This is a genomic window from Rhizobium pisi (assembly GCF_003938655.1).
GTDB classification, from domain to species: domain Bacteria; phylum Pseudomonadota; class Alphaproteobacteria; order Rhizobiales; family Rhizobiaceae; genus Rhizobium; species Rhizobium pisi.
In genome coordinates, this window is sequence record NZ_RJJT01000005.1 from 190,576 (window position 1) to 215,679 (window position 25,104).

General features: G+C 60.5%; 21 protein-coding genes. 13 read left to right on the forward strand and 8 right to left on the reverse strand.

What is annotated here, in order from left to right:
* Window positions 1-2: 2 nt before the first annotated feature.
* Both EFD55_RS08850 and EFD55_RS08855 read right to left on the reverse strand, forming a co-directional pair.
* Window positions 3-644, reverse strand: a complete 642-nt coding sequence (locus EFD55_RS08850; RefSeq protein ID WP_125844398.1) for a response regulator transcription factor — start codon at window positions 642-644, stop codon at window positions 3-5.
* Window positions 641-3,538, reverse strand: a complete 2,898-nt coding sequence (locus EFD55_RS08855; protein ID WP_376774096.1) for an MASE1 domain-containing protein — start codon at window positions 3,536-3,538, stop codon at window positions 641-643. The genes EFD55_RS08850 and EFD55_RS08855 overlap by 4 nt, the downstream gene beginning before the upstream one ends.
* A 257-nt stretch (window positions 3,539-3,795) precedes the next feature.
* On the opposite strand from EFD55_RS08855, the gene EFD55_RS08860 reads away from it, so the two are divergent.
* From EFD55_RS08860 to EFD55_RS08895, 8 genes are all read left to right on the forward strand, one after another.
* Window positions 3,796-4,548 (forward strand): SDR family oxidoreductase, encoded by a 753-nt coding sequence (locus EFD55_RS08860; protein ID WP_125844400.1) that lies wholly within the window; start codon window positions 3,796-3,798, stop codon window positions 4,546-4,548.
* Window positions 4,549-4,616: 68 nt separating this feature from the next.
* The gene (locus EFD55_RS08865; RefSeq protein ID WP_125844402.1) at window positions 4,617-4,850 is read left to right on the forward strand and encodes an AbrB/MazE/SpoVT family DNA-binding domain-containing protein; all 234 of its coding nucleotides are present in this window, start codon (window positions 4,617-4,619) and stop codon (window positions 4,848-4,850) included.
* A complete protein-coding gene (locus EFD55_RS08870; protein WP_125844404.1) occupies window positions 4,847-5,251 on the forward strand; it encodes a type II toxin-antitoxin system VapC family toxin in 405 nt (134 codons plus the stop codon). Before EFD55_RS08865 ends, EFD55_RS08870 begins: the two co-directional genes overlap by 4 nt.
* A 116-nt stretch (window positions 5,252-5,367) precedes the next feature.
* Window positions 5,368-6,681 (forward strand): hypothetical protein, encoded by a 1,314-nt coding sequence (locus EFD55_RS08875; protein WP_125844622.1) that lies wholly within the window; start codon window positions 5,368-5,370, stop codon window positions 6,679-6,681.
* Window positions 6,682-6,934: 253 nt separating this feature from the next.
* Window positions 6,935-8,128 carry a plasmid partitioning protein RepA gene (repA, locus tag EFD55_RS08880; RefSeq protein ID WP_125844406.1) on the forward strand — a complete coding sequence of 398 codons (1,194 nt, stop codon included), beginning with the start codon at window positions 6,935-6,937 and terminating at the stop codon, window positions 8,126-8,128.
* Window positions 8,129-8,130: 2 nt separating this feature from the next.
* Window positions 8,131-9,129, forward strand: coding sequence for a plasmid partitioning protein RepB (repB, locus tag EFD55_RS08885; RefSeq protein WP_125844408.1), 999 nt, complete (start codon window positions 8,131-8,133; stop codon window positions 9,127-9,129).
* Window positions 9,130-9,283: 154 nt separating this feature from the next.
* Window positions 9,284-10,576 carry a plasmid replication protein RepC gene (gene repC, locus EFD55_RS08890; protein WP_125844410.1) on the forward strand — a complete coding sequence of 431 codons (1,293 nt, stop codon included), beginning with the start codon at window positions 9,284-9,286 and terminating at the stop codon, window positions 10,574-10,576.
* A gap of 155 nt (window positions 10,577-10,731) precedes the next feature.
* Window positions 10,732-11,787: a DUF1176 domain-containing protein gene (locus EFD55_RS08895; protein ID WP_165504903.1), complete on the forward strand. Its 1,056-nt coding sequence runs from the start codon at window positions 10,732-10,734 to the stop codon at window positions 11,785-11,787.
* 16 nt (window positions 11,788-11,803) lie between these two features.
* Here the strand turns inward: EFD55_RS08895 and EFD55_RS08900 are convergent, their stop codons facing one another.
* Both EFD55_RS08900 and EFD55_RS08905 read right to left on the reverse strand, forming a co-directional pair.
* The gene (locus EFD55_RS08900) at window positions 11,804-12,199 is read right to left on the reverse strand and encodes a DUF4112 domain-containing protein (protein WP_125844414.1); all 396 of its coding nucleotides are present in this window, start codon (window positions 12,197-12,199) and stop codon (window positions 11,804-11,806) included.
* A gap of 143 nt (window positions 12,200-12,342) precedes the next feature.
* Complete coding sequence (locus EFD55_RS08905) at window positions 12,343-14,163, reverse strand: methyl-accepting chemotaxis protein (RefSeq protein ID WP_125844416.1); 1,821 nt, start codon at window positions 14,161-14,163, stop codon at window positions 12,343-12,345.
* 725 nt (window positions 14,164-14,888) lie between these two features.
* On the opposite strand from EFD55_RS08905, the gene EFD55_RS08915 reads away from it, so the two are divergent.
* A complete protein-coding gene (locus EFD55_RS08915; RefSeq protein ID WP_125844418.1) occupies window positions 14,889-15,536 on the forward strand; it encodes a TetR/AcrR family transcriptional regulator in 648 nt (215 codons plus the stop codon).
* 44 nt (window positions 15,537-15,580) lie between these two features.
* Here the strand turns inward: EFD55_RS08915 and EFD55_RS08920 are convergent, their stop codons facing one another.
* The 4 genes from EFD55_RS08920 to EFD55_RS08935 form a co-directional block, all read right to left on the reverse strand.
* Window positions 15,581-16,348 (reverse strand): hypothetical protein, encoded by a 768-nt coding sequence (locus tag EFD55_RS08920; protein ID WP_125844420.1) that lies wholly within the window; start codon window positions 16,346-16,348, stop codon window positions 15,581-15,583.
* A gap of 463 nt (window positions 16,349-16,811) precedes the next feature.
* Window positions 16,812-17,999 carry an aq_1923 C-terminal domain gene (locus tag EFD55_RS08925; RefSeq protein ID WP_125844422.1) on the reverse strand — a complete coding sequence of 396 codons (1,188 nt, stop codon included), beginning with the start codon at window positions 17,997-17,999 and terminating at the stop codon, window positions 16,812-16,814.
* Between the two features lie 473 nt (window positions 18,000-18,472).
* Entirely contained in the window at window positions 18,473-18,775 is a 303-nt protein-coding gene (locus EFD55_RS08930) for a zinc ribbon domain-containing protein YjdM (RefSeq protein WP_125844424.1), read from the reverse strand.
* Between the two features lie 275 nt (window positions 18,776-19,050).
* Window positions 19,051-19,815 (reverse strand): GntR family transcriptional regulator, encoded by a 765-nt coding sequence (locus EFD55_RS08935; protein ID WP_245438432.1) that lies wholly within the window; start codon window positions 19,813-19,815, stop codon window positions 19,051-19,053.
* Between the two features lie 95 nt (window positions 19,816-19,910).
* Between EFD55_RS08935 and EFD55_RS08940 the strand changes: the two genes are divergently transcribed.
* The 4 genes from EFD55_RS08940 to EFD55_RS08955 are packed head-to-tail and all read left to right on the forward strand — an operon-like array spanning window position 19,911 to window position 24,893.
* Window positions 19,911-20,747 (forward strand): ABC transporter ATP-binding protein, encoded by an 837-nt coding sequence (locus tag EFD55_RS08940; RefSeq protein ID WP_125844426.1) that lies wholly within the window; start codon window positions 19,911-19,913, stop codon window positions 20,745-20,747.
* Between the two features lie 4 nt (window positions 20,748-20,751).
* Window positions 20,752-21,747 carry an ABC transporter substrate-binding protein gene (locus tag EFD55_RS08945; RefSeq protein WP_125844428.1) on the forward strand — a complete coding sequence of 332 codons (996 nt, stop codon included), beginning with the start codon at window positions 20,752-20,754 and terminating at the stop codon, window positions 21,745-21,747.
* Window position 21,748: 1 nt separating this feature from the next.
* Window positions 21,749-22,513, forward strand: a complete 765-nt coding sequence (locus tag EFD55_RS08950; protein WP_125844430.1) for an ABC transporter permease — start codon at window positions 21,749-21,751, stop codon at window positions 22,511-22,513.
* 10 nt (window positions 22,514-22,523) lie between these two features.
* Window positions 22,524-24,893 carry a PHP domain-containing protein gene (locus EFD55_RS08955; RefSeq protein WP_125844432.1) on the forward strand — a complete coding sequence of 790 codons (2,370 nt, stop codon included), beginning with the start codon at window positions 22,524-22,526 and terminating at the stop codon, window positions 24,891-24,893.
* The last annotated feature ends 211 nt before the right edge of the window (window positions 24,894-25,104 follow it).

Consider the following 25,104-nt stretch of genomic DNA (forward strand, 5'->3'; position numbering starts at 1 on the left):
GTTCAATTCCCTCCCACTCGGCGAGAGTGGGTGATCGGTATTTCCAATCTCTCTGCGATCCGCACGAGATCGGCGAGCGATGCCGCCGCCATTTTCTGCATCACATTTCGTCTGTGGATCTGCAGCGTGACCTCGCTGATGCCGAGCTCGGCCGCCGCCTGCTTGTTGAGAAGGCCGCTGACGACGAGCGGCAGCACCTCGCGCTCGCGCGGCGTGAGGTCGAGATAGTGCTGTCTGAGCTTGTCGCGTTCGGCGCGGTCGGCCCGCTTTTCCCGATCCTCAGCGATCGCGGCATGGACGGCCGCCATGAGGTCCGCATCGTTGAACGGCTTGGTCAGAAAATCCACGGCGCCGCGTTTGATCGCGCGCACGGAGGAGGGGATGTCGCCGTGGCCCGTGATGAAGACGATTGGCGGATGATCCCCGTCGGCGATCTGCCTCTGCAGGTCGAGGCCGTTGATGTCGGGCAGCTCGATATCGAGGATGAGGCAAGCAGGAATATCAGGCTTGTCCGCAGTGACGTAATCGCCGGCGGATTCGAAGGCGGCAGCATGCATGCCGTGTGATTCCAGCAGCTCGCCGAGTGCTTCCCGGATGCGTGCATCGTCATCGACGATGAAGACGATATGGTCGTCGGCTGTCATGATGCCGCCTTCGTTTCAATGGGCAATGTGAAGATCAACGTCGCTCCGCGCGGTTCGTTCTTCTCCGCCCACAATCTTCCGCCGTGCAGCTCGACGATCGAGCGGCAGATCGCCAGCCCCATGCCCATGCCCTTCTCTTTCGTCGTGAAGAACGGCTCGAACATCTTCTCGGGAAATTCGATCCCCTGGCCGCGATCGCGGATCTCGGTCTGGACGACATTGCCGACCTGTTGCGCATGGATCTCGATCACCCTGTCGCTTGTCTCCGCGTCCAGCGCGTCGATGCCGTTGCGGATGAGATTGATCAGAACCTGCTGGATCTGGATGCGATCGATCGCGATGAACGGCAGACTGCCGTCAACTTGGACGTCGATGCGAACGCGCCGCCGCCAGGTCTCGTCGGTCATCAGGCCACGCACTTCGGCGATGATGCTGGAGAGCGTCGTCTGGATCCTCCTGTCCGCGGATTGCTTGAAGAGGGCGCGAATGCGGCTGACGACATCAGCCGCCGAGTTGGCGTCGCGGATGATCCGCTCGACCGTCCTCTGTGCCCGCTCCATATTCGGCGGCTCCGCCATGAGCCAGCGCTGGCAGGCATGCGAATTCGCGACGACCGCCGCCAGGGGCTGGTTCACCTCATGAGCGATGGAGGCGGAAAGCTCCGCAAGGCTCGCCGCCTGGCTCGCCCGCGCCAGGCCTTCCTGCGCTAGGCGCAGCTCTTCCTGCGCCCGGACCTCGCCGTCGATATCGAGGCATATGACGTTCCACTGCACGATCTCGCCTTCGGCATTGCGCATCGGCGCTGCACGCGTTTCGACCCAGCGATATTCGCCGTCGAACCGGCGCAGGCGATGCTTGCGCGCGTAGGGTTCGCCGGTCGCCAGTGAATGGGCATATCTCGCCTTGACCTCGGCCACGTCGTCGGGATGAACGCCGGCGTCAAGCGTGCCGGCCAGGCGTGACTTGCCGGTTCCGTCAAGATCTTCGAGTTTGTATCCGAGAAAGTCGCGCAGCTGAGGATTGCGATAGATCGGCTCTCCATCAGGCGCCGCGCAATCGATCATTGCCGGCAGCGTTTCGACGATCTTCCAGAGCGAGCGTTCCCTCTCCCGCAGCGCTTCCTCGACGCGCAGCTGATCGTCGATGTCGTGGCTGAGACCGTACCACTGGACGATCCGCCCGCTCTCGTCGCGCAGCGGCTCGGCGCTGCCGTTCACCCAGCGATAGACGCCGTCTGCGCGCCGCAGGCGATACTGCTTGGAAAAACGTTCGCCGGTGGCGAGGGAATGGTTGAGCGCCTCGACGAGGCTCTCCGCATCGTCGGGATGGACGGCGGTTTCTATGATGGAGGACAGACGGCTCTTGCCGGGTTTTTCCGTCTCGACGACGTCGAGACCGAGAAAATCGATCAGGCGCTGGTTAAAGAAGGTCGGAGCGCCTTCCGGATCGAGCCGCCAGAGCAGGCTCGGAACCATGTCGACGAGTTGCGAAAGCTCGCGCTCCCGATTGCGCAGCGCTTCCTGCGCTCGCATCTCGTCGTCGATATCGACTGAGATGACATACCATTGCACGATCGCGCCGCTTTGATCGCGTAGCGGCTCGGCCCGGCCGTCGACCCAGCGATAGGCTCCGTCGAAACGGCGCATGCGGTACTTTATCGAGAAGGGGTCGCCGCTGGCGAGAGAGCGGTGAACCGTCTCGAGCAGCCTCGCTGCATCGTCGGGATGGACGAGGGTGTGAATGATCGACGAGAGGCGGCTCATGCCGGGCCTGTCCATATCCCCGACGTTGAGGCCGAAAAAGTCGATCAGCCGCTTGTTGAAGAAGACCGGCTCGCCGTCAGGTCTCAGGCGGCGGATCTGAGCCGGAACCATGTCGACCAGCTGCGAGAGCTCCCGTTCGCGTTCGCGCAGTGCCTCGACGCTCTGGCGCAACGAAAGCACGGCGAGCTGATGCTGCCTGGATATGGCGGCCACAATGAGCGCTGAAAATGCCGAGATGGCCAGAAAAAGCTGCAGCATGATCTGGTTGTGTTTCTGGGACTCGGGATCGCCGGCAAACTGGCTGGCGCCCGTTACCGTGAAGACCGCCGTGATCAGGGCAAGCAATGCGAGCGACACGGCAGCGCCCTTGAATTCGAAGCGGACGGCGGCCCAGAGAAGAGGCGGCATGATGATAAAGGCGAAGGGAAGGTAGCCGCTGAGCGAAAGAGCGGCGACACCGAGAAAGATCAGCCCGAGGACACAAGCTTCCGTCCATTGCGCGGCCGAGAGCCGGGTCTTGTCGCGCCAGCTGTGAAACACGACCAGCGCCAGCGGCGCAACGATCAGGATGCCGGTTGCATCGCCGATCCACCAGAGCGGCCATGCCGTCAGGAAAGATTGCGATTGGATGCTGAACCACGCCAGCGTGGCGCTTCCCACGGTTGCGCTGACGATCGGCGCAATTCCGGCGCTTATGATGATGAATGTGAGAACTTCATGAAGGGTTTCCAGCCGAACCGGCGGCTTCAAGGTCCGGTTTACCAGCCACGCCGCGACCGCCGCTTCGAGCGCATTGCCGACATAGATCAGAAAGGCGGCGGCCGGCGGACTGTGGAACCACAAGACATTGCTTGAGAGTTCCGCCAGGCAGCCTCCCACGATCCACCATGGCCAACTGCGCCTGGAGGCGAGGGTGAGGGTTGCGATGAAAAGCCCGCCCGGAGGCCAGATGGAAATACCCGTCCCCGGCACGATTGCGAGCAATTGAGCGAAGCCGCAGGCAAGCACATAGGCAGCAATGAAAAGCCCGAGATACAGAAATTGGGGACGGTGCGACCAGAGGCTCATGATCAACCGCTCCGGCCGGTCGGACAAAGCCCGGGGATCGTCAGCATCGTCTACAGCAGTCATTCTCGATTTCGGCGCCGGCGGGTTCATGTTCGGACCGTAATCCCGCCACCCCACAACCGCAACTCATGGAAACCCATGCATCGCGCGGAGGTGTAGCCGAAATTTTCGACGATCGAGGATCGGAAGACCATACTGGACTTCGGTCTGGCTTCCCTATGCCTAAAGGGTAGGGCGCCAGACCTCAGGTACGATGGAAGGCGTGCGGCTTTCCCGTCATTGTCGATGGGATCCATGACGAGGCAACAGAGGAGGCCGATATGAAAATCACGGTGGCGGGAGCAAGCGGCCTCATCGGAACGCGGCTCTGCGAGAACCTCCGCCGCTCCGGCCATGGCGTCGTAGCCGCGTCCTTGTCGCTCGGCGTCGACACGGTGACCGGCAAAGGCCTCGATGCGGCTGTCGCGGGAAGCGACGTCGTCGTCGATGTGACCAATGCCGCATCCTTCGGCGACAGCGCGGCATTGGATTTTTTCAAGGCTTCGACGAAGACCTTGCTTGCGGCCGCGGCCGAAGCCGGGGTCAGGCACTATCTCGCACTTTCCGTCGTCGGCACGCCCCGCCTCGTCGAAAGCGATTACCTCCACGCAAAAATGGTGCAGGAAAATCTCATTCAGGCTTCAGGCCGCCCCTATACGATCCTCCGCTCCACGCAGTTCTACGAATTCATAAACGGTCTGATCGACATCGGCGCGCAAGGCGACGTCTTCCGGCTGCCTTCGGCCTCCATGAGGCCGGTCGCGGCAGGCGACGTCGCGGCTTTCCTCGCGGAGCTGACAGCCGGAGATCCCCTGGGCGATATCGTCGAGATCGGCGGCCCGGAACAATTCGGCATCGATGAGGTCGCCCGGATCTATCTGGCCGCAAATGAAGACGAACGGCAGGTGATAACGGACCCGTCCGTCTCCTATTTCGGCGTCGAACTGACGCAGGACGCTTTGCTTCCAGGGCCGGCCGCGCGCATGGCGAACCAGAAGCTCGACGACTGGCTCTACCAGTCGATGGGCGGCTAGAGACCCGCTTGTAAATTGCCGGTCGAGGTAATACTTTCTGAAAGGAGAGTATTACAAAGGTGTGCGATATGGCCACGACCGTGACCGCGAAAGGGCAGGTGACCATTCCGAAACCGGTGCGAGATCTGCTCGGCATTGTTCCCGGCAGCCGGGTCGATTTTCACCGTGCTGCCGACGGCAGCGTAGTTCTGACGCGCGCCGACAGGAAGCGGCCGGCCAGTCGTTTCGAGAAGTTGCGCGGGCACGCCGGCGGGGGCCTTGATACGGACGCCATCATGGCTTTGACGCGCGGCGAAACGTGACCCTCGTCGACACCAATGTTCTTCTCGACCTCGTGACCGACGACCCGAAATGGTCGGACTGGTCGATTGCTCAGCTCGAAACGGCGAGCATCGAAGGCCCGTTGTTGATCAACGACGTGATCTATGCCGAGCTTTCGGTCCGGTACGACAGGATCGAAGCCCTCGAGGCTTTTCTCGACGAGGCCGGCATCGAGATGACGCCGACGCCGAAAGCGGCCCTGTTTCTCGCGGGCAAGGTCTTCATGCAATACCGCAAGGCAGGCGGTTCACGCACCGGCGTACTTCCCGATTTCTTCATCGGCGCGCACGCCGCCGTGCAGCAGCTGCCGCTCCTGACGCGCGATGTCGGCCGCTATCGCAGCTATTTCCCGTCATTGAAGCTGATCGCGCTCGCTCCCTGAATTTTCGGCGGCGGAGGCGTTCAGAAACCTTCCTGAAAACTGAGGGTTGAAATGGCCGCAACCGGCTCCAAATTCCGTCGGCGGCAGGCAAACGGGGGGGACGGGGCATGGGCGAAATGGGCGACGCGCATAATGATCGGCTCTGCCGGTTCAGATCTGCCTTGGGCTTCGCACTCGCGCTTTTCTCTCTTCTTTTGTGTCTCCCGGCATTTGCCGCAACCGCCGATATCGGCGGCCTGACGGTGAGCCTGCCTGATCCCGCCTCCGGCTGGGGAAAAGCCGGCAAGGGCGATCTCTTCATGCTGCAAAAGGATTTTCCCGAGACGGCGGACGACAAGCGCGGCAGCGCCTTGATCCAGATCTCCAAGCCTATTTCGGCCGCACGCAGTTTGCTGCCGGCGGGCGTCAAGACCTTCGTCGCGTCGCTTCCCGAAATGGCCAAGGAAGATATCCTGATCAAGCATTACGGGGTGACGGTGAACGGCCACGACATTCGCGTGGAGGAACGCTGCTGCGTCCAGCAGCAGGAGGTGAGCATCAAACAGATCGTCGTCGGCATCGCGGGCGACAAGCAACAGGCCTATCTGCAACTCGTGCTGTTGAACCTCAGCGGCGACAGAGGCAAAAGCGCCGAGGCCGATTTCGAGGCCCTGGTGCGCTCCGTGAAGCTCGAACCTTCCGACAAGGATTTCGATCTCGTTCCGGAAAGCGGCGACGGCGGGCTCGACGGCGTCTTCACCTATCTCGATACCGGCGTGCGACCGAATGTCTTCGGCGGGGTGGATTTCTATTCCGACAGCGAGATCAATGTGTTCGATGCGAAGGGCCTGTTCAGCAGCGAACTGCCCGAGGGCGGCCGTGATATCGCCGAGTCCTGCAAGGACAATCCAACCGATTGCGGCCTCTACAGGCTGACGGGGGGCGGTTTCTTCTCCTCTGCCGGGTCGATCGAAATGCGCAGCGTCACCTCTGCCTACGGGACGATCGAGATCGAGACGAAGACCTTCTCGAAAAAGGGACAGGACTTGGTGATCGACGACGAAGACTATCGCGCCGTGCCGCCGTTCGAGGACGGGGCCACGCTCGACGGCAAATGGGTCTACACCTTCGCATCGAGCGGCATGACCGCAACCTCTTCGGGATCGGCTGCCGCCAGCCGCGAGCTGACGCTGCATAACGACGGCACTTTCGAGCGCACCGGCTGGTCCGGTGCCTCGATGACCAACGAGATCGCGGGATCGCGAACCGGGGTCACCACCTCGGGCAACCGGCGCGGGTCGAGCGGGCGCTATGAGCTTTCCGGCTACCGCCTGAACCTCATCGACACGAGCGGCACGACGGAGACCATGAGCATATTCGAGCCGGACAAGAACTCCGACGGGCTCCTGGTGATCAACGGCAAGAATTATCTGAAGGATGATGGGGACTAGCGGTCTAAGACGTTAGAAACATTGCCGTATTAACTTGGCGCTGCGAAACGGTCGAGGCCATTGTCCGCTGCGTCGAATCACCGGACCTTGCCGGCATATTCGCCGGAAATCGGCCGCGTGCCCGGGCGGGCTTTCACGCGCCAAAATAGTGTTTGGTTAAGCATTTGTAATTCGGTCACGAATCGAGGCATATAGCAACTGCGTAACTGAAGCGCTTTCGTTTAAAATTGCGCAGTTATCCGGGAAAGAGATCATGCAGCCGAGTCTTGCTCTTCAAGATGATCAGGAGCACCTCCCTTCGCTTCTGGCAACAGATGCGAAGGAGTTATCCTATCAACTTCAGCAGCATCAGGCAAAAATCTTTCCTCCGCTGTCGCGGAAGACGATCCGGACGTTTTCGCCGGCGGAAGCCGCGGCCTTCATCGGCATCGGCGAAGGCTATCTCCGGCAGGTGGCGGCCGACGGCCATGGGCCTGATCCGCTTGCAAACGGGCGCAGGCTCTATAGCGCCATCGACATGGACCGGATTCGCCGGGTCCTCGACGAGCGCAACGGAACGCCGAAATATGTGCCGGCCCGCAGGGCGGGCGAAAAGCTTCAGATCATCTCCGTGATGAATTTCAAGGGCGGTTCGGGCAAGACCACCACCGCGGCACATCTCGCGCAGTTCATGGCGCTCAGGGGATACCGCGTGCTTGCCGTCGATCTCGATCCGCAGGCTTCCCTGTCCGCACTGTTCGGTCACCAGCCGGAATTCGACGTCGGCGAGGGCGAAACGATCTACGGCGCGATCCGATATGAGGAGCCGCGCCCGATCGCCGATATCGTGCGCGCCACCTACACGCCCAATCTGCATCTCATCCCTGGCAATCTCGAGCTGATGGAGTTCGAGCACGAGACGCCGAAAGCCATGGCGTCTGGGACGGCGGAGACGATGTTTTTCGCCCGCATCGGTGAGGTCCTGACCGACATCGAAAGCCTTTACGACGTCGTGGTCATCGACTGCCCACCGCAGCTCGGTTTCCTGACGATGTCGGCGCTCTGCGCCGCAACCTCGGTGCTGATCACGGTCCATCCGCAGATGCTCGACGTCATGTCGATGTCGCAGTTCCTGACGATGACGAGCGAATTGATGTCGGTCGTCGAGAAGGCCGGCGGGCGCACCAGCTACGACTGGATGCGTTATCTCGTGACGCGGTTCGAGCCGAACGACGGACCGCAAAGCCAGATGACCGGCTTCATGCGGGCGATCTTCGGCAATCGCATGCTGCACAACGCCATGGTGAAGTCGACGGCGGTCGCCGATGCCGGCGTGACGAAGCAGACCCTTTACGAGGTCGAACGGTCGCAATTCACGCGCGGAACCTATGATCGGGCCCTGGAGTCCCTGAACCTCGTGAATGGCGAGATCGAGGCGCATGTCCGCTCCACATGGGGAAGGAAATAGAGATGGCGCGCAAGAACCTCATCGAAATTTCCGCGCACGACCCGGCAAGGACGGAAACGGTTTCCCCGCGCGACAATCGCCCGATCGCGGGCTTCGTACCGCAGGAGCGCAGCGCAGCACCCGTAGGCGGCATCACGAAGACGCTTGGCAACATCACTGAAAAAATGGAGCGCGCGAGCGAGCTGGAACGGCAGCTCGCCGCCGGCCAGACTATCGTCGAGCTCGATCCCGGCCTGATCGACGCCTCCTTCGTCAGCGACCGATTGGCGATCGACGCGGCCGAACTTGCCGAGCTCGTCGACCAGATTCGCGAACATGGGCAGCAGGTGCCGATCCTTGTGCGCCCGCATCCCGAGACCAAGGGGCGCTATCAGGTTGCCTACGGCCATCGTCGCCTGGCCGCCACCAGGGAAATCGGCATCAGGGTGCGCGCTGTTGTCCGCGACCTGACCGACGGCCAGCTGGTCGTCAGCCAGGGACAGGAAAACAGCGCCCGGACCAATCTCTCCTATGTCGAACGCGCGCTCTTCGCCTCGCGGCTGGAAGAACGCGGCTTCGGCCGCGACGTCATCATGGCCGCGCTCAGCGTCGACAAGGCGGCGCTGTCGAGAATGCTGATCGTGATACGACAGGTCCCCCTGGAGCTCATAAACGCGATAGGTGCGGCGCCTGAGATCGGCCGCCGGCGATGGCTGGAACTGGGTGAGCGGATCGGGAACGCCGATATCGCCAAGATCATCGCCGAGTTGTCCGCGGACGACGCGCGCAAGATCTCGAGCGACGAGCGGTTTCACCGGGCATTGGTGCTGGCAACGAAGAAGGCGGCAACAAAGGCGGCCGTGGCCAAATCCGAGGTCAGTGGCGTGCCGGTGACGATCAAAAAGACAGCGTCCGGCGCAGCCTTCATCTTCGACGGCAAGACTGCGCCCGGTTTCGATCAATTCGTCCAGGAAAGGCTGCAGAGCCTGTTCCAGGAGTTCAAAAAGCACAGAGGAGCGTAACGCGCAAAAGAAAAAGGCCCCCAACGACGCCGTCGTGGAAGCCCTTCTCAGATCTTAAGCACATCGAGAATCGCATTTCCACGAATCACAGTCAAGCGTCCTGGCACCGAAAAGGGTGGAGGGTTTTCTTTTGCCTGAACGAAGGTGAAGGCAAATGGAGAGTGGATATGTGACGACGCCCTTTGGGCGGCGGCCGATGTCGCTTGGCATGCTTGCAAGCCAGCAACTGGCCGAGACCATCGAGCCGGGGATGAGACGCAGCAAGTGGAAGCTGTTCAGAGCGATCTGCGAGGCACGGCCAGCGCTTGGCGTTACCGATCGGGCGCTGACGGTGCTCGACGCGCTTTTGACCTTCTATCCCGATGACGAGATCTCCGAGGAAAAAGGCCTGATCGTCTTTCCGTCGAATGCGCAGCTTTCGCTTCGCGCCCGCGGAATGACGCCGGCCACACTCCGGCGGCATCTTGCCGTCCTGGTCGAGGCCGGCCTGATCTTGCGCAAGGACAGCCCGAACGGAAAGCGCTATGCGCGCCGCGACAGGGCAGGGGCGATCGGTGAGGCCTTTGGCTTCAGCGTTGCGCCGCTGCTCGCACGCGCGGTCGAGATTGAAAGCCTGGCCGCCGAGGCGGTCGCCGACCGGGAGCTGATCAGGGTGACCAGGGAACGGCTGACAGTGTGCCGGCGCGATATCTCCAAGCTCATCGCGGCAGCCCTCGACGAGGCGGTTCCCGGCGACTGGGAGCGTATGTCGATGCTGTTTCGCGATCTTGTCCTCCGGATTCCGCGCGTGGCGAGCGCCGAGGAACTGGCTGCGCTACTCGACGAGATGGCGCTGTTGCGCGAAGAGGCTGTCAACCTGCTGGAAAAACACATTAAAATTAAAAAAATAGACGCCAATGAGTCTCAAACTGAGCGGCACAAACAGAATTCAAATCTCGAATCCATCTCTGAATCTGAACCAAGCTTCGAAACGAAGCAGGGCGCAAAGGCGGTGGCCAATAACGACCCGATCGCCGAGGCGCAGGACGGGCGAAGGCTGAAACATCGGGAGCGGCCCGGGAGAAGATCCGGTGCGGCCGATCCGGCGGCGGGCCATGGCCTGAAATCCTTCCCGCTCGGCCTCGTTCTCCAGGCCTGCCCTGGTATTCTCGGATACGGGCCGGGCGGAACGGTCGGCAACTGGCGAGACCTGATGTCGGCCGCCGTCGTCGTCCGCTCGATGCTCGGCGTCAGCGCCTCGGCCTATGAGGAAGCCTGCGCCGGCATGGGGCCGGAAAACGCCGCGACGGTGATCGCCTGCATCCTGGAAAGAGGCGGGCACATCAATTCGCCTGGCGGCTATCTCCGCGATCTCACCCGAAGGACCGAGAAAGGCGAATTTGCGATCGGCCCGATGCTGATGGCGCTGGTGCGGGCGAACGGCGGAGCAAGACGCGATGCCGGCTGAGTAAGCTTGGGATTGTGGGAAAAATGACGTCGAACTGGCGGATGGCGGACGTGAAATCCGCCCTTGCCGCAGATCTCGACGGCGGTAATATCGCACCGGCGTTCGGGCAATAAACCACTGGATTTCAACGATTTTCAATCGACAGGAAAGCAATGATGCGGCAGCTCCACAAGAAGGTCGGCGCATTTTTCGTGGTCGGCGTCATCCTCTGCGGCCCGGCGGTTGCTGCGGAGCCGTCCTATGACAAATACAAATCCTGGTTGGTCGTCTGCGACAACGGGTTGAAATGTGAAGCCAAGGGCTTCGAAAACGGCACCATCAACAACCCCGATCTGCGCTTCGTCCGCGCCGCCGGTCCTGATGCCGCGACGGAGGTTACGCTGAGCGTGCCGTTTCCGGTCGGCCTCGGCGGCTTTCTCGCCGACGGAAAACCGCTGCGTCTTGGACCGTCCTGGACGCGTTCTCAGGACGAGGACCTCACGACGATCTCGACCAAGGATCCGGTTGCTGTGAAGGAATTTCTTTCAGAACTACGCAATGACGCAAAGATCGAAGTCGGCGACGACAAGGCTGTCATCCCGCTTGACGGCATGGTCGCCGCGCTTCTGCACATGGATGATCGTCAAGGTCGTATCGGCGGCGTCACCGCGTTGATCAAGGCGGGGGCTGCTCCCGCTTCGAAGGTGCCGGCTCCGCCTGCCCTGCCTGTCATCAATCGCCGAAAGATCGATATCATCCTGTCGGATGCGGAAAAGCAACGGCTGATCACGCAGGCAATGAGCGCCGGTAAGGCTCTTTTCGACAGCGAAGGATGCGAAGCCGACGCAGCGAATGGGGGACTTAATGCCGACGCTTATCCTCTCGATATGGATCATGCGCTTGTGCTCATCCCCTGCATCATGGGCGCCTACCAGGGCTCGTCGCTCGTATTCCTCCAACCGCTGAAGGGAAACGGTGTTCCCATTCCCTTTCAGCCGAGACTTCCCCTCGGGGAGGGTGAAGGTGCAACGACGCTCTTCGTGGAACCGGGCTTCGATACGGATACCGGAAGCTTGCAGATGTCCGGAAGGGGGCGTGGCGTTGCCGACTGCGGCCTGTCTGCGCAATGGGTGTGGGACGATGCCGAGTTTAAGCTTGCGGAAGCTTACTTCCAGGGATCGTGCGGCGGCAGCCAACCCGTGGATTGGCCGACTTTGTTCCGTTCTAGATGAATTGCTGCGGGACCTTTCACATGCGCCGGTCCAGCTCGCCTTCGCTGAGCCCGAAATGCTCGAGTATGATGCCTACGTTTCGGCGATGAGACTTGAAGTAGACGTCGAAGAGATCACCGATCAGCGGAACCGTGCCGCCGGCCGCATCGATGCCGAGGTTGACGGCCATGCGCGCAAGCTTGTGATTGGGAATGCCGAGACGCCTTGCTTCATTGATGATGAAGATCCCGATGAGGGAGCCGGCGATATCGCCAACCGCCGGGATGAGGCCGAGAACCGAATCCGCTCCGATCCGCACGCCGATGACGGGTAGTCTCACGGCTGTGTCCATGAGCCGAGCGATGCGGACAACCCGCCGGATTCGTTCGCGCTCGATCGAGGTGAGATGTTTCGTGTAAGCGGAGTTCGGCATCAAAACCCTTGCGGCGCACATCGCTGCGCGAGATCTTGATGCAACGAAGATGCGGCGTGACGATAATGGGTGTCCATTGCCGTGAAACGCCGCAAGCCCGATAAGGTTCGTCTGCGCCGGTCAATCCTTCGCGGGTGGTGAAGTCAGGCGGCTCTCTGCGGTCTTGCGCCGCCGGCGGCCGGCGCTTCGATCTGAAAGCGGCCTACCACGCCTTCCAGCGTCTGTGTCTGGTTGCCGAGCGCGCGGCAGGCGGAGACGGTTTCCACGGCCATGGCGGCATTGCGTTGCGTGACTTCGTCGAGCGCACTGACCGAGGCGTTGATCTCGCTGATCGCTGTCGCCTGCTCGGAAGAGACGGAAGCGATGCGGGCGATGAGTCCCGAGACCTGCTCGACCTGTCCCTCGATCTCCATCAGCGCCTTGCCGGTGCGGTTGACGAGCTCCACCCCTGTCGACACCTGGGTCGAGGAGGTGGAAATCAGGGCCCTGATTTCCTTGGCGGCGTTGGCCGAGCGCAAGGCGAGTTCGCGCACTTCCTGGGCCACGACGGCGAAACCCTTGCCGGCTTCGCCCGCACGCGCGGCTTCGACCCCGGCATTGAGCGCGAGGAGATTGGTCTGGAAGGCGATTTCGTCGATGACGTTGACGATATCCCCGATTTGGGCGGACGAGCCTTCGATCCGTTCCATGGCGGCGATCGCATCGCGAACGACTGCTGCCGAATGTTCGGCGCTGGTGCGGGTCTCGGCCATCATCCCGGTCGCTTTGCCGGCATGATGGGACGCATCCTTGGTTTTGGCGTTCATCTGCTTGAGCGCGGTCGCGGCCTCTTCGAGCATCGTGGCCTGCTGTTCCGTGCGCGAAGCGAGACTGGCGGCTGCGTTGGTGATGTTGGTCGAGGAACTGCCGACCTGTCCGGAGGTCTGGGCGATCTCGGCCATCGAGGCGGAAAGGGCGTTCATGCTGTCGTTGAACTTCGCGCGCAAGGCTTCGTAAGCGGCGGCAAAGGGCGTCGTGATGCGGCAGTCGAGATTGCCGTGCGACAATTGATCCAGCCCGTATGTCAGCTGATCGATCACCGTCTCGCGTGTCTGTTCCTCGGCTGCCTTCTCGGCCATCTGGCTGCGTTCGCGCTCGAATTCCGCGTCGCGAAGCGCCGTTTCTCGCTTCTGCGCGTCCTGGCGTTCCAGCGCATTGCGGCGGAACACCGCCACGGCCTTGGACATGGCGCCGATCTCGTCGGAACGGTCGGCATAGGGAACTTCGGTGGAAAAATCACCCTCGGCAAGATTGCCCATATAGGCCTTCATGCCGTCCAGCGGCACGATTGCCCGGCGACGCAGGAGGTAGAGCCCGACCAGCAGCAGGGCGAAGGATCCGAAGCCGGCAGCACCCGCATAGATCGTCCAGCTGACGATTTCCGAGGCTGCATTGCTCTCTTCGTCCTTCATGAAAGCGTCGGAATTCTCGACGAGTTTCTCGACCGCATCCTGGTGCGTATGGAAGGCGACGCGCAATTGCTCGATCGCCCCGCGCGCCTTGTCTTCATTCTTTGCATTCAGGGCCGGGATGATCTCGCGGTTCATCACGTCCCAGAACACATCGCCCTTGACCACCACATCGTTTTCAAGCTCGTCCTTCAAAGCCTGCGGCAGCCGGGTGGTTTTCCAATCGGCGCGGCGGTCGTCGTAGGCGGCTTTCAGATTTGCGATCTTCGCGAGGTTGGTCTCGGTCAGTTCGGGAAACTTGCTTGCCTCGAAGGAGAGCATGTAGGATTCGACCACAAAGAGCGGCGGCGGCAGAATATCGGCGACGAGATCCTTGCCGTAGACGACCTGCTCGTAAACCGGCCCGTTGACCTTGAGCCTTTCGAGCGCGGATTGCTGCAATCCGATCGAGATGAAAAGACCTGCTGAAACGGCGACGCCAAACGCCACCAGACTACGGGCAATGGTAAATGCCAAGGCTGTCTCCAAATAACTTATTGGCACCTCTGCTTCGAGATGTCTGATCTACGCACAGCATTGTTTCGCAAGAACACTTAAATATGGTTAAATCTTTGCGCAACTCCTTTAACGAGTAAGATTTGAGCGCCTTTTGATGCCCAATCCTCGGGGTGAATACTATATTCAAGAACCACTATATAATGTAACGTGAATTCTGCATGCGTCTTGGGCCGCGCGAACCTCATATCACCTCGCGGTCGCGAGTATATGTCATGCATAATCCGCTAACAGGCTGTTTGGACGGTTCAGAAATTCACCTGAAATTCGCCCGCACTGATCTCGAACTTTGCCTGCAAGCTGCCCGGAATAGGAGAGGCCGCGGGTGGCGATTTGCTGCGATCGAAGAGCCGGCTCGGTTGCCGGCGGGCGGCGCTGCTGGACGTGTTTTCGCTGCGCTGCATGGTTGTGGTTGATTTTTTCGCAGAAACCGTACTACAGGATAGGGTGTTCTGGGATGCGGATGTCGAGCTCCTGCTGGGAGTAGCAAGAGACTGATGTGGCGGCAGGAACGGTCGTCACAAGTGCTCCATCGCCAGATGGAATGGGATGCAACGCATTGCAGAACGTATTGGTTCTATAAATTGAAATTGCCGATGCCACAAGCGAAGGGTTCGTCCCTCAGAAATCGTCGGCTGCGTTCTCAGGCGGGCGGCATGCGGTTCGGCAGGGCGGTCTAGACCATCATGGATGTTATCGACGAGCCCGCAGATGCGCCGCGCAAAAGAGGCCGGCCAAAAGTCTCCAGCGATGAAGACAAGCGGGCGCATATCGTCGAAGTCGCCGGCCGCGTTTTCGTCAGATATGGTTATGCCGGAAGCACGACCGCGCTCGTCGCCTCCGAGGCGTGCGTTTCCAAACAGACGCTCTACAAGCTGTTTCAGAGTAAGGAAGAGCTGTTTGCTGCCGTGGTCGGCGCCCATCGGCGCCTGATGCTTGACCTGCCGAGGCCTGCCGAAGACATCGCGATCGCTGAGAGCCTCGAACGGATCTTCATGATCGACATGGACGAGGACATGGATGAGGATCGCGCCGGTTTCCTGCAGCTCGTCTTTCGCGAAGCAGCCCAGTTTCCCGAGCTTATCGATATCCTGCAGCGCGAGGGCATGCTTGCCAGCCGGCAGGAGCTTGCCGACTGGCTGAACGAACGCCGGGCGGAAGGCAGGCTGTCGCTGGATGATCCGGCGAGCGGCGCCCGAATGTTGATGGATATGGTTCTCGGCGGCCTGGGCCCGCCGGAAGGACGCGCTCATGCCTGGGCCGATCGGGCTGAACTGCTTGCCCACCTTCGCCGCTGTATCGCCATCTTCGCCGCCGGCGTCGGCGCCGCATAAGCGGAAAAGCTGCCATCCCTTGGTTTCGGCCCAAATAGTGAAGGTTAGGAACCGTCGTCAGATAGCCAAATCCTTAGTTTGCCGACTGACCTGAAGCCCAGCTTCGTCATCTCGTTTGGCGCTGCGCCCCTGTCATATCCGACGAGCGGCAGATCGGGTGAAAAGGCGTTAGTGGCCAACGAAACGGCGTCTCGGAAGGCTTGCGGCGTACCAGTCAAGCTAAAGACATTGGAGATCCCTACAGCCTCGGGTGATCGATTTACGATGCAGCCTGCATTAAAGCCGTCTCCGGCCAATCGGCCATAGATATGCACGTTGGGATCGGAAAGCAGGGCCGGTGTGAAGACGTTGGCATCGGTCGGGCTGCCAGCCTCTTTCCAGGAACGTTCCCAGCGATCCAGTGACGCCGTATCGCAAATGCGTGCCCAGTATTGAGGCGCACCTGCTGAAATACTGTGAGGTTCAGCCCATATCCATGATGCGGAAAACAACAACTGGAACCCTTTGTCGACGAGATCGAGCCTGGAAAACCCGTCTTTGAAACCAGGTCGCCGTCCCAGCCGATCTGTCAGCCGACCGATTTCAATGCGCTGTTCCTCTGTTGCATCCGGGTCGAGTGTCGTCATGTTGGAATAATATGGAGGTGCGATCGCATTGCTTGACCAAAACGCACTGGTTCGCTGATCAGGCAGTCCATGGGCACGGAACAACGCCTGGTAGAGGTCAGCGTTGTTAGCGGCGCAGATGCGCGCTTTTTCTGCATCGGAGCGTACCGTGGTCAGGAGATTGCTTGGGGAGGCGTTGCGTATCATAAGAAGCCCTGTTGCTCGCCCGAAGCGGCCGCTCGCTTGAAGAATTGCGGGCATCCGAAGACTACTGGGAGCAGAGGGACGCCATCAAGGGGCTCGTCCAGCAATACGGACTTGAGAAGACTTTAACGCAGGCAGAGCAAACTTCGACGCCACGGAAAAGGACTACGCGCGCCTCACGCAATGGCGCAATCGGCGACGTCCGCATCTTGCCACGGCAGCGCGTAGTCCGTTGTCGAGCCGGCACCGATCGTCAGCCGGCGCATGGATGGTATTCTTCGTCTCGAAGCGTCCGAGGCAGGCGGCAGCGTCTCGATCCGGTTCATTCTTCTGTTTGTGGCGCGGCTCAACACCTGGCAAGATGATTTTGAAGCGCCGTGCGTCCTTTCAGACCCACGGCACTCCAACACTGTGAAACTCTGCATCGCGCTGTGCGAATACCGATTCCGATTTTCGGGGCGATACGTTAGTCGTTCGCCGTCACCTTGACGCCGAGCACGGAGGGGATGGTGTTCGGCGCACCCATGGCCGCCCCCATGATCATCGGGAAGGGCACCGGCTTTTCCGGCGCGGCGCTGATCGTGAGGCTCTTCGGACCGTCGAGATAGGTGTTGACGGCCGCCGAGATCTGGTTCTGCAGTTCCGGCAGGTTGAGCTGCGCCAGCATCATCGGCACGAGGCCCTTCAGCGATTGAGCGAGCTGGTCGCCGCTGACACCCTGTTGCGAGCCGGCGTAGTCGAGCGCCTTTTTGGTGATCGAAGCATCGTCGAAGCGCAGTTCGGCACTATTGAACGTCAGCTGCTGCATCATGCCCAGCATGGCGAGGCTCATCGCCTGGTTTGCCTCTTCCTTGTTCGGATTGGCTTCGGCGGTCTTCACCGCTTCCTGCAGCGATTTGATGAAGTTCAAGGTGTAACCGGAAAAGTCGACCGCGAAGTTCAACCGGCCGACATTCTTGAAGTCCAGGGCATATTCGTCGACCGCGACCTTGCCGCTTTCGACTTCCCAACTGCCCTTCATCGTCAAGGTGCCGTCGAGCGTCGCCAACCCCAGCTTCTCGATCGCGTCTTTGGAAGACGGGTCCTCGACCTGCGACAGGTCGATCTTGAGGCCGGCGACATTGGCGTCATAGGTGAAGCCGCTATCCTCGCGCCCGAGATTGGACTCGGTGCTTTCGATCGTGAAGACGTCCTTGCCCTTGATACTGACAACGATCGGGCCGGTGCTGACGGTCTCATAGAGCAGGAGGTCGTCGAGCGTCTTGCCGGCGGCATTGGCGGGGATGGTCAGACCCTGGACCTGGATATCCCTAGCGGAGAGATGACCGTCTTCCTGCTTCTTGTCGACGTCGGGGAAGGCGACGGATTTGGCATAGTAGCCACCGCCTTCGGTCTCCTTCACGCCCTCGAAGGTGATGTCGCCGATCTTCAGCTTATCGCCGGGCAGGCTCGCAATCCCCACCTCGACCCCCGACGCCGTGACGGTGTCGCCTTCGACGTCAGCCTTCTCGAAGGTAATAACAGTGCCGCCGGCGCCGATGGCCGCACTGAGCTTCTTCATCATGTCACCGCCGTCCAAGGCGAAGGACGGACCGGCAAGGGTGAGGAACGCAGCACTTGCCGCCAGCATATGGAGATTGCGTCTATGTTTCATGGAAAGGTCCTTTGGAGAAAAATGGATGTGAGAGGCAGGTCTCTTGCTCTCGGATGGAAGAGGCTGCGAGACGACGCGAACGCAAGCCTTGCTGCGGCATCATCCTGTTGGCGTAATTCTGGGCGACGAGATTGAGAGCCGAACGCCCGGGCTGAAGACGTATTCATCATGCGGCCGCGGGGGAGAGCGGCGTCTCATTCGTATATCTCCGCGAATCTTGCAACCTTTTGCATATAGATTTCCAAACCGGAATCAATCGCCTCGCATCTGTTTGCATCGTGCTCGCAGCCGCAGCCGGCACTTGCCCATCGATCTGGTTTAAGCGGAGTTAACGAGGCTTTGGCGACGGCGAGTTGACCCGCGAAAGCGTCGCAGGCCTGGTCTATGCTGTACGTCACAAGCGCGTATCATCAGTCGCCGCACGTCGGCCACTGAGGTCAACCGATTCCACTGAGCAGGCCTTGAGAACTTGATTAGCGTTTGCGCACGAACTCGGTGCGCAGAACGAGACCCTTGATTCCATCATGACGGCAATCGATCTCCTCGGGATTATCGGTGAGGCGGATCGACCTGATGACGGTGCCCTGCTTCAGCGTCTGGCCGGCTCCCTTGACCTTCAAATCCTTGATGACGGTGACGGAGTCACCATCGGCAAGAACATTGCCGCTTGCGTCCCGAACGACCGCCTCATTGCCGGCGGATGCTGCCACCTCCGAAGCCGGACGCCATTCGCCCGTCACTTCGTCATAGATGTATTCGTCGTTGTCAGCGGCCATGCTCGTCTCGGCTCCTCAGAAGTCCTTCGACGCCTCTCGTGCGGGAGCGGCGTGCAAAGCGCTTATCCCAGACGTTCGCCCAAGGCAACTCAGGCGGCGCTCCTCGTCTCACCACATCGTCTTTTGGCAGAAGATCCGGCCCCTAAGTGGCGGACATCAGCTCGGGGTGGAGGAGCTGAGATGGCTTTCCAGAAAACTAAAGAAACCGCTGCGGAGCCATGCCGAGATGCGACTTGGGGCGAGCTTTCTCGGCACTCATTCCGGCTGGCGGAGCATCAATGCCGTAATACGTTGTTCATGACGAAACGGTAGCGTTCGGGACGGACATAAAAGGTCGATCGCTCGGCCGGCGTATTGTCCGTGAACCAAGACGTCCGCTCCATGACAAGCAGCGCGGCTCCTGCGGGGACCTTGAGGATTGACCCAAGCTGCGGATCTGCGGTTTCAGCGCCGATAGCGACATGAGCCCGCTCGACGTCGAGCCCGGCAAACGCAGAGACGATCGCATAGGTCGGGCGGCTTTCCATCTCATCACGCGACAATTTCGCCAATGCCGGCGGCAGAAAGCTGCGCCCGAGCGCGATCGGTTCATTGTCGACTAGATGAAGGCGCTCAAGGGAAAGGCATGTCTCCCAACCCCGGCCAAGCGCGGCGGCGATCGTTTCCGGCGTCCGCGTGGTGCCGACGGAAAGGACACGCATGCTGGCATTCAATCCCTGCAAAATGAGGGATTCGTGAAAGCTTTGCAGCGTATCGAGCTCATGTCGGACTTCCTTGCCGGCGACATATGTGCCCTTGCCTTTGCGCCGCTCTATCAACCCCTTCCGGGCAAGCTCGTCCAGCGCCAGCCTGACGGTGACACGACTGACGGCAAAACGAGTGCCGATCTCTGCTTCAGACGGCAGCCGGCCGGCCGGCTCGAACCGACCGCTTCGGATTTCATCCTCCAGCCGGGCTGCGATCTGCCGGTAGAGCGCGGTGGCATTATCCCTAATAATTGGCATTTCGTAACAATCGATCTCAACGGTTCCAGCGGTCATACAGGGCATGCTCTGTTCTGTCGATTCAGGGGCTTGCCACACATGTATTAAAATGTATTATCGCATTACGCCTTTGTCTATGGAAATAGTCGTCTATGGAAATTGTCACCCCTTTTCACCCGCCGGCCGTGCTCTCGGTCGATGGCATTGGCTTCACCTATAAGAACGGCCGCGAGGTCTTCCGAAATTTTTCGCTGACAGTGAAAAAACGAGAATTCGTGGCGCTGCTCGGCCCCTCCGGTTGCGGCAAGTCCACCATGCTTAATCTGCTTTCGGGCTTCCTCAAGCCGACCGCGGGGAGGGTATGTATCAACGGTCAGCCGGTCTTTCCGGAGATGCAGGCGCTCGGCTATGTTTTCCAGACTCCGAACCTCTTCCCATGGCTTTCGGTCGAAGACAATGTGTGCTTCGGGCTTAAAATGGCTGGCAAGAATGCCGTTGAACAGCGAGAAAAAGCACGCCACTATCTTTCCCTTGTCGGCCTGGAGGCGGTGGCGCGCGATCTTCCGCACCAATTGTCGGGCGGCATGCGCCAGCGCGTCGCGCTCGCCCGCACGCTCGCCCTTGAGCCCGACATTCTGCTGATGGACGAACCTTTCGCGGCTCTCGACGCGATTACCCGCATCCAGATGAATGAGGAATTGCTGCGGCTCTGGTCGGAGCTCAGCCAGACGATCATCTTCATCACACACGATATCGATGAAGCTGTCTTCCTTGCAGACCGCGTGGTCGTATTAGGCCTTCCTCCCAATGGTATCGACAGCGAGATACTCATCGATCTTCCACGCCCGCGAGACCGTCACAAAGTCCGCAGCACTGCCCGTTTTGCGGATTATGGGGACCAGCTCATGCACCGGATCGGCGCAATCACCCAACTCAGACAATCAGCCTCCCTCAATCACTCAGGAGCTCGTCAAAATGCAGGCCCTTAAGACGATGAAAAGAATTATTCTTGCCGCCGCCATGGCGCTGCTCGCCGCGCCGGCTTGGGCAGGGGATTCACAGCCCCTGCGCATCGGCTGGGTTTCCGCCATGGCCAACGCGCCCGTCCTGATCGCTGAGAAGAAGGGCTTCTTCAAGGAAGAAGGGCTTGCGGTCGAGCTCAAGTCATTCGGCGATGGGCCGGTGATCCAGCAGGCGGTGGCTTCCGGCGATGTCGACGTCGCCTATGTCGGTGCTCCGCCAGTCTATCAGTGGTTTGCGCGCGGACTCGACAGCGTCATCCTCGCCAAGGTCAACTATGGTCAGGCAGCTCTCGTTGCCAAGGCATCCGGCCCGATCCACACACTCGCCGATCTTAAGGGACAGCGATTGGCCGGCGTCAATCGCGGTAGCGGTATGGATGTGCTGCTGCGGGGCTATATTCTCAAGGATGTCGCCAAGCTCGATCCGGAAACCGATCTTCAGCTTTCGCAAATGCCAGCCGGCAATATGAATGCGGCACTCGACACCGGTGTGGTCGATGCGGTTTTCGAGTGGGAACCTTTCATCAGCCAGTCGGTCTTGCGTGGCGCAGGTCGGGTTGTCTTCGATGTCAATGAGGCCCTGCCGCATTATCCCTGGTACGTGATTGCATCGACGCGCAAGGTTGCCAACGAGAGGCCGGACGATATCGTCAAGCTCTTGCGCGCTCATCATAAGGCAATTGCTTTCCTCAGCGAGCATCCTGATGAAGCCGACAAGATCATTGCCGAGGCCTTCAAGCTGGAACCCGTGCAGTCTGCCGATGGCAAGGTCGTACCGGCGCAAGCGATCGTATCGGAGGCGCGCAAGCGGCTTGGCTGGTCCGATGCCATCGAAAGCGCCGATCGTGCCTTCATCCAGCGGCTGATGGATTATTCGCAGACGCTTGGCATTCTTTCCCAACCATTGAAGGCTGACGACGTCATTGATACCGCCCTTTGGGCGCGGGCAACCGGTGAGCAGAACTGAAATGTCCGGATTGATCGCGTGGCCAAAACCCTCCTGGAGCTGGGCATCGCTTCCGGCTCTGGGGGTCGTGTGGTGCCTGGCTGCAAGCCAGGTTCCGTCCTATGTGCTGCCTCAGCCATGGGATGTGGCATCCGAGGCCGGACGCTGGATCGGTTCGGGAGATCTCTGGCGCCAGGTGGCGGCTAGCCTGTTGCGGGAAACCGGCGGTTTCCTCGCCGCTACGCTTGCAGCGCTGGTGCTCGGTACAACAGCTGCGCTTTCGATAGGGTTTCGTCAGTTTATAAGTCCGCTCAATGGGCTGTTCATGGCGATACCGCCCATTGCCTGGGCGCCGCTGTCGATGATCTTCTTCGGCATCGGCTATCTGTCCATTGCGGTCGTGATTTTCATCGCTGCCGTTTTCCCGATGGCAACGGCGATCCAGGAAGGTGTGCTGACGATCCAGGGCGGCGAAGTGCGCGCCGCCAGAACATTGGGCGCCAGCAAGCTGCAGCTCTTGCGGCACGTCTACCTGCCGGCGTCGCTTCCCTTCGTGACCACGGCGCTGCGCATCGGCTTTTCGCAAGCTTGGCGAGCGCTTGTTGCCGCCGAGATGATCGGTGCGTCTCAAGGCATCGGATGGATGGTGGCCATGGGCGGACAAACCGGAAATTCCAGCGAGGTGCTGCTCGGCGTCTCGCTGATCGGACTTATCGCCTGGCTCATGGAGAGCCTGGTGTTTCGACGGATCGAGCGCCGCTACGAAAACTGGCGCGGACAACAATGAGGCCAAAGCTATGTTAACGAATTCGAACCGCCAGCCGGCGGCACGGGACGCCGTTGCCCCAAGCGGTCTTTCCGATCATATCAAATCCTTACCGTTTCTTGGCCGGCTGAGCTGTGATCGCAAGACGTTGACCGCGGGCGAATGGACAGAGTTGAGCCTGGTATACGAAATCGGTGCGGTCGGGCTTGCCGATGGCGCGTGGTTGAAGCTTGCCTTCAAGTTCTATTCCGACTGGGCGCTTTTCCAGACCTCCGATCCAACCGGCGCCAATTATGTCTCGGCGGAATATCATGCGGCCGCCCCGTTTTCCGGCCAGAGTCCGGCGACGGTGAGGGGGTTGAAGGTCCGCTTCGATCAGAAGGGACATGAGCGTCCTTTCCAGAAGGCAATCATCATCGATGTGGTCGACGGCTATCTCAATCCGGGTGATCGTATCATCATTCGTCTCGGCGACCGGCGGCAGGGTGGTGCCGGCACGCGGGCGCAAACTTTCGTCGAGAAAAACTTCCGCTTCCGGATGTTCATCGATCCGCTCGGCAGCTCGAAATTCGCCGAAGTTCCAGGCGATTGCGCCATCGATATCGTTCCCGGCACGCCGCACGCGATCAACCTCATCGCGCCCCGCCTCGCCGAACCACGGCAGCCTGTCCGCGTTCTCGCACGCGTCGATGACATATGGGGAAATACCTGCCGCGACCGGGTGATCGACGGTCGCGTGATTTTGAGCTGCCCGGATGGCAGCACGCGGGAAGAGAGGCTGGCTTTCGCGTCGGAAGGCTGGGCAGCTACGGAGATAGCGCTATCGTTCGGGCAAAACGGCGAATGGCGGCTGCGAGCCGAAGCTGACGGCGTTCAGGTTGAGCCGGCGATTGCCTATGTCCAGGTCGAGCCGCTGAAAGGCGGATATCATCTCTACTATGCCGATCTCCACGTCCATTCCGAGGACACGGTCGGCACCAATGATACCTACTATAATCTCAGCTATGGTCGCGACATCGCCGGTCTCGATATCGTCGGCTATACAGTCAATGATTTCAACATCACCGAAGCGAAGTGGAATGAAGCGGTCGGACTGATCGGCGAGTTGAACGAGCCTGGACGTTTCGTCTGCTATCCCGGCACCGAATGGTGCGGCAATTCTGCCGCCGGCGGAGACCGGAACGTCGTCTTCCTGAGGGACGGCAAGCCCCGGTTCCCTTTCGACGACGAGGGCCGCTCCGTGCGCTCCTTCGAGTGGAACGAATTCACCGCTGGTACGATTCGGCCGGGGGTTTGGCCGGTTGATGAACTCTGGGCGGCCTATGCCGACGATCCTGAGGGCCATTTGATGATCCCGCATGTCGGCGGCCGACGCTGCATTTTCGATTGGCATCACCCGGAGCTCGAACGCCTGACCGAAATCTCGTCGGCCTGGGGACAATTCCATTGGAACTATGTGGATGCACTAAGCCGCGGGCATCGGCTTGGGGCGTCTGCCGCCAGCGACGAACATCAAGGCCGCTGTGGCGGCGGCGCACCGGCGACGGCAGCATTCGGCTCACGTGGTGGCCTGACCGGGGTCTTTGCCGAAACTCTGGATCGCGCTTCGATCGGGAAGGCCCTGCGCGCGCGGCGTACATTCGCCACGACGGGCGAACGCAGCTTTGCGAGTTTGCGTCTCGGCCAAAGCTGGATGGGCGAAGTCGTTGCCGCCGATCCTGCTCAGCCGCTTGTCTATCGCCTGCTGGGCGACAAGGGGTGGGAAGAGATGAGCCTCTATGACGCGGATCGCCTGATATGGACACGGAACCTGCATGAGGAGGCCGGGTTTTCAAATCGCCGCGTGCGTCTGCGGTTCGGCGGCGCGCGGATCAAGGATCGCTACCGTGCAGCCTATTGGGAAGGCGAGATAGCCGTAACCGGCGCAGCGCTCCTTGGCCACCGCGGCGTAGGATTTGACCATCCCGAACAATGCGCCTGGCGAAGGGATGCGACGACCATAGGTTTTCGGTCAGCGACCCATGGCGACGTGGACGGCGTCGAACTGTCGCTTTCGGACGTTGTCGGCAGCCGGATCGAAGTCCGCGCCGATCTTTATGGCTATGTCAAGATTGGCGATCCACTACAGCCGCCGCCGCACATCGATGCGCCGTCAATCAACCTTTCGGTCTCAGGCGCCGAACTGCTCGCCTCCGGCGCGATCAACCTGGATATTCCCGGCGTCGAACTCCGGATTTCCCTGGAATGCATTACCGAGAAGTCGTTGCCACGCGATCTGGAAGGAGAAATCGGCATCGACGCCCTGCAACTTGCGAAGGGACGGGAGCATCCGTTGTTCATCACCGCACGCCAGACCGACCAATCACGCATCTGGACGTCTCCGTTATTTCTCAGTCTGTGACGGAGTGCCGAGGCGTGGAGCGCTGCATTGCCCGCCATCTCATTGCCCGGTACCTTGCGCTTCGACAAGGAGGCGACGGATCGTCAGCTGCAAATAGCAGCGAGACTTCCCAAACTCCAAAGTGAAGACTTGGCACCGCGCATGCGGAAATGGAATGTACCCACCGTGCTACATACCGTGTCAAGCTGATTAGAGGCGCGACGTCGCCAGC

Coding starts and splice junctions, on each gene's coding strand:
- EFD55_RS08850 (WP_125844398.1), bottom strand. CDS start 644: ATGACAGCCGACGACCATATCGTCTTCATCGTCGATGACGATGCACGC.
- EFD55_RS08855 (WP_376774096.1), bottom strand. CDS start 3,538: ATGACTGCTGTAGACGATGCTGACGATCCCCGGGCTTTGTCCGACCGG.
- EFD55_RS08860 (WP_125844400.1), top strand. CDS start 3,796: ATGAAAATCACGGTGGCGGGAGCAAGCGGCCTCATCGGAACGCGGCTC.
- EFD55_RS08865 (WP_125844402.1), top strand. CDS start 4,617: ATGGCCACGACCGTGACCGCGAAAGGGCAGGTGACCATTCCGAAACCG.
- EFD55_RS08875 (WP_125844622.1), top strand. CDS start 5,368: ATGGGCGACGCGCATAATGATCGGCTCTGCCGGTTCAGATCTGCCTTG.
- repA (WP_125844406.1), top strand. CDS start 6,935: ATGCAGCCGAGTCTTGCTCTTCAAGATGATCAGGAGCACCTCCCTTCG.
- repB (WP_125844408.1), top strand. CDS start 8,131: ATGGCGCGCAAGAACCTCATCGAAATTTCCGCGCACGACCCGGCAAGG.
- repC (WP_125844410.1), top strand. CDS start 9,284: ATGGAGAGTGGATATGTGACGACGCCCTTTGGGCGGCGGCCGATGTCG.
- EFD55_RS08895 (WP_165504903.1), top strand. CDS start 10,732: ATGCGGCAGCTCCACAAGAAGGTCGGCGCATTTTTCGTGGTCGGCGTC.
- EFD55_RS08900 (WP_125844414.1), bottom strand. CDS start 12,199: ATGCCGAACTCCGCTTACACGAAACATCTCACCTCGATCGAGCGCGAA.
- EFD55_RS08915 (WP_125844418.1), top strand. CDS start 14,889: ATGGATGTTATCGACGAGCCCGCAGATGCGCCGCGCAAAAGAGGCCGG.
- EFD55_RS08920 (WP_125844420.1), bottom strand. CDS start 16,348: ATGATACGCAACGCCTCCCCAAGCAATCTCCTGACCACGGTACGCTCC.
- EFD55_RS08925 (WP_125844422.1), bottom strand. CDS start 17,999: ATGAAACATAGACGCAATCTCCATATGCTGGCGGCAAGTGCTGCGTTC.
- EFD55_RS08930 (WP_125844424.1), bottom strand. CDS start 18,775: ATGGCCGCTGACAACGACGAATACATCTATGACGAAGTGACGGGCGAA.
- EFD55_RS08935 (WP_245438432.1), bottom strand. CDS start 19,815: ATGACCGCTGGAACCGTTGAGATCGATTGTTACGAAATGCCAATTATT.
- EFD55_RS08940 (WP_125844426.1), top strand. CDS start 19,911: ATGGAAATTGTCACCCCTTTTCACCCGCCGGCCGTGCTCTCGGTCGAT.
- EFD55_RS08945 (WP_125844428.1), top strand. CDS start 20,752: ATGAAAAGAATTATTCTTGCCGCCGCCATGGCGCTGCTCGCCGCGCCG.
- EFD55_RS08950 (WP_125844430.1), top strand. CDS start 21,749: ATGTCCGGATTGATCGCGTGGCCAAAACCCTCCTGGAGCTGGGCATCG.
- EFD55_RS08955 (WP_125844432.1), top strand. CDS start 22,524: ATGTTAACGAATTCGAACCGCCAGCCGGCGGCACGGGACGCCGTTGCC.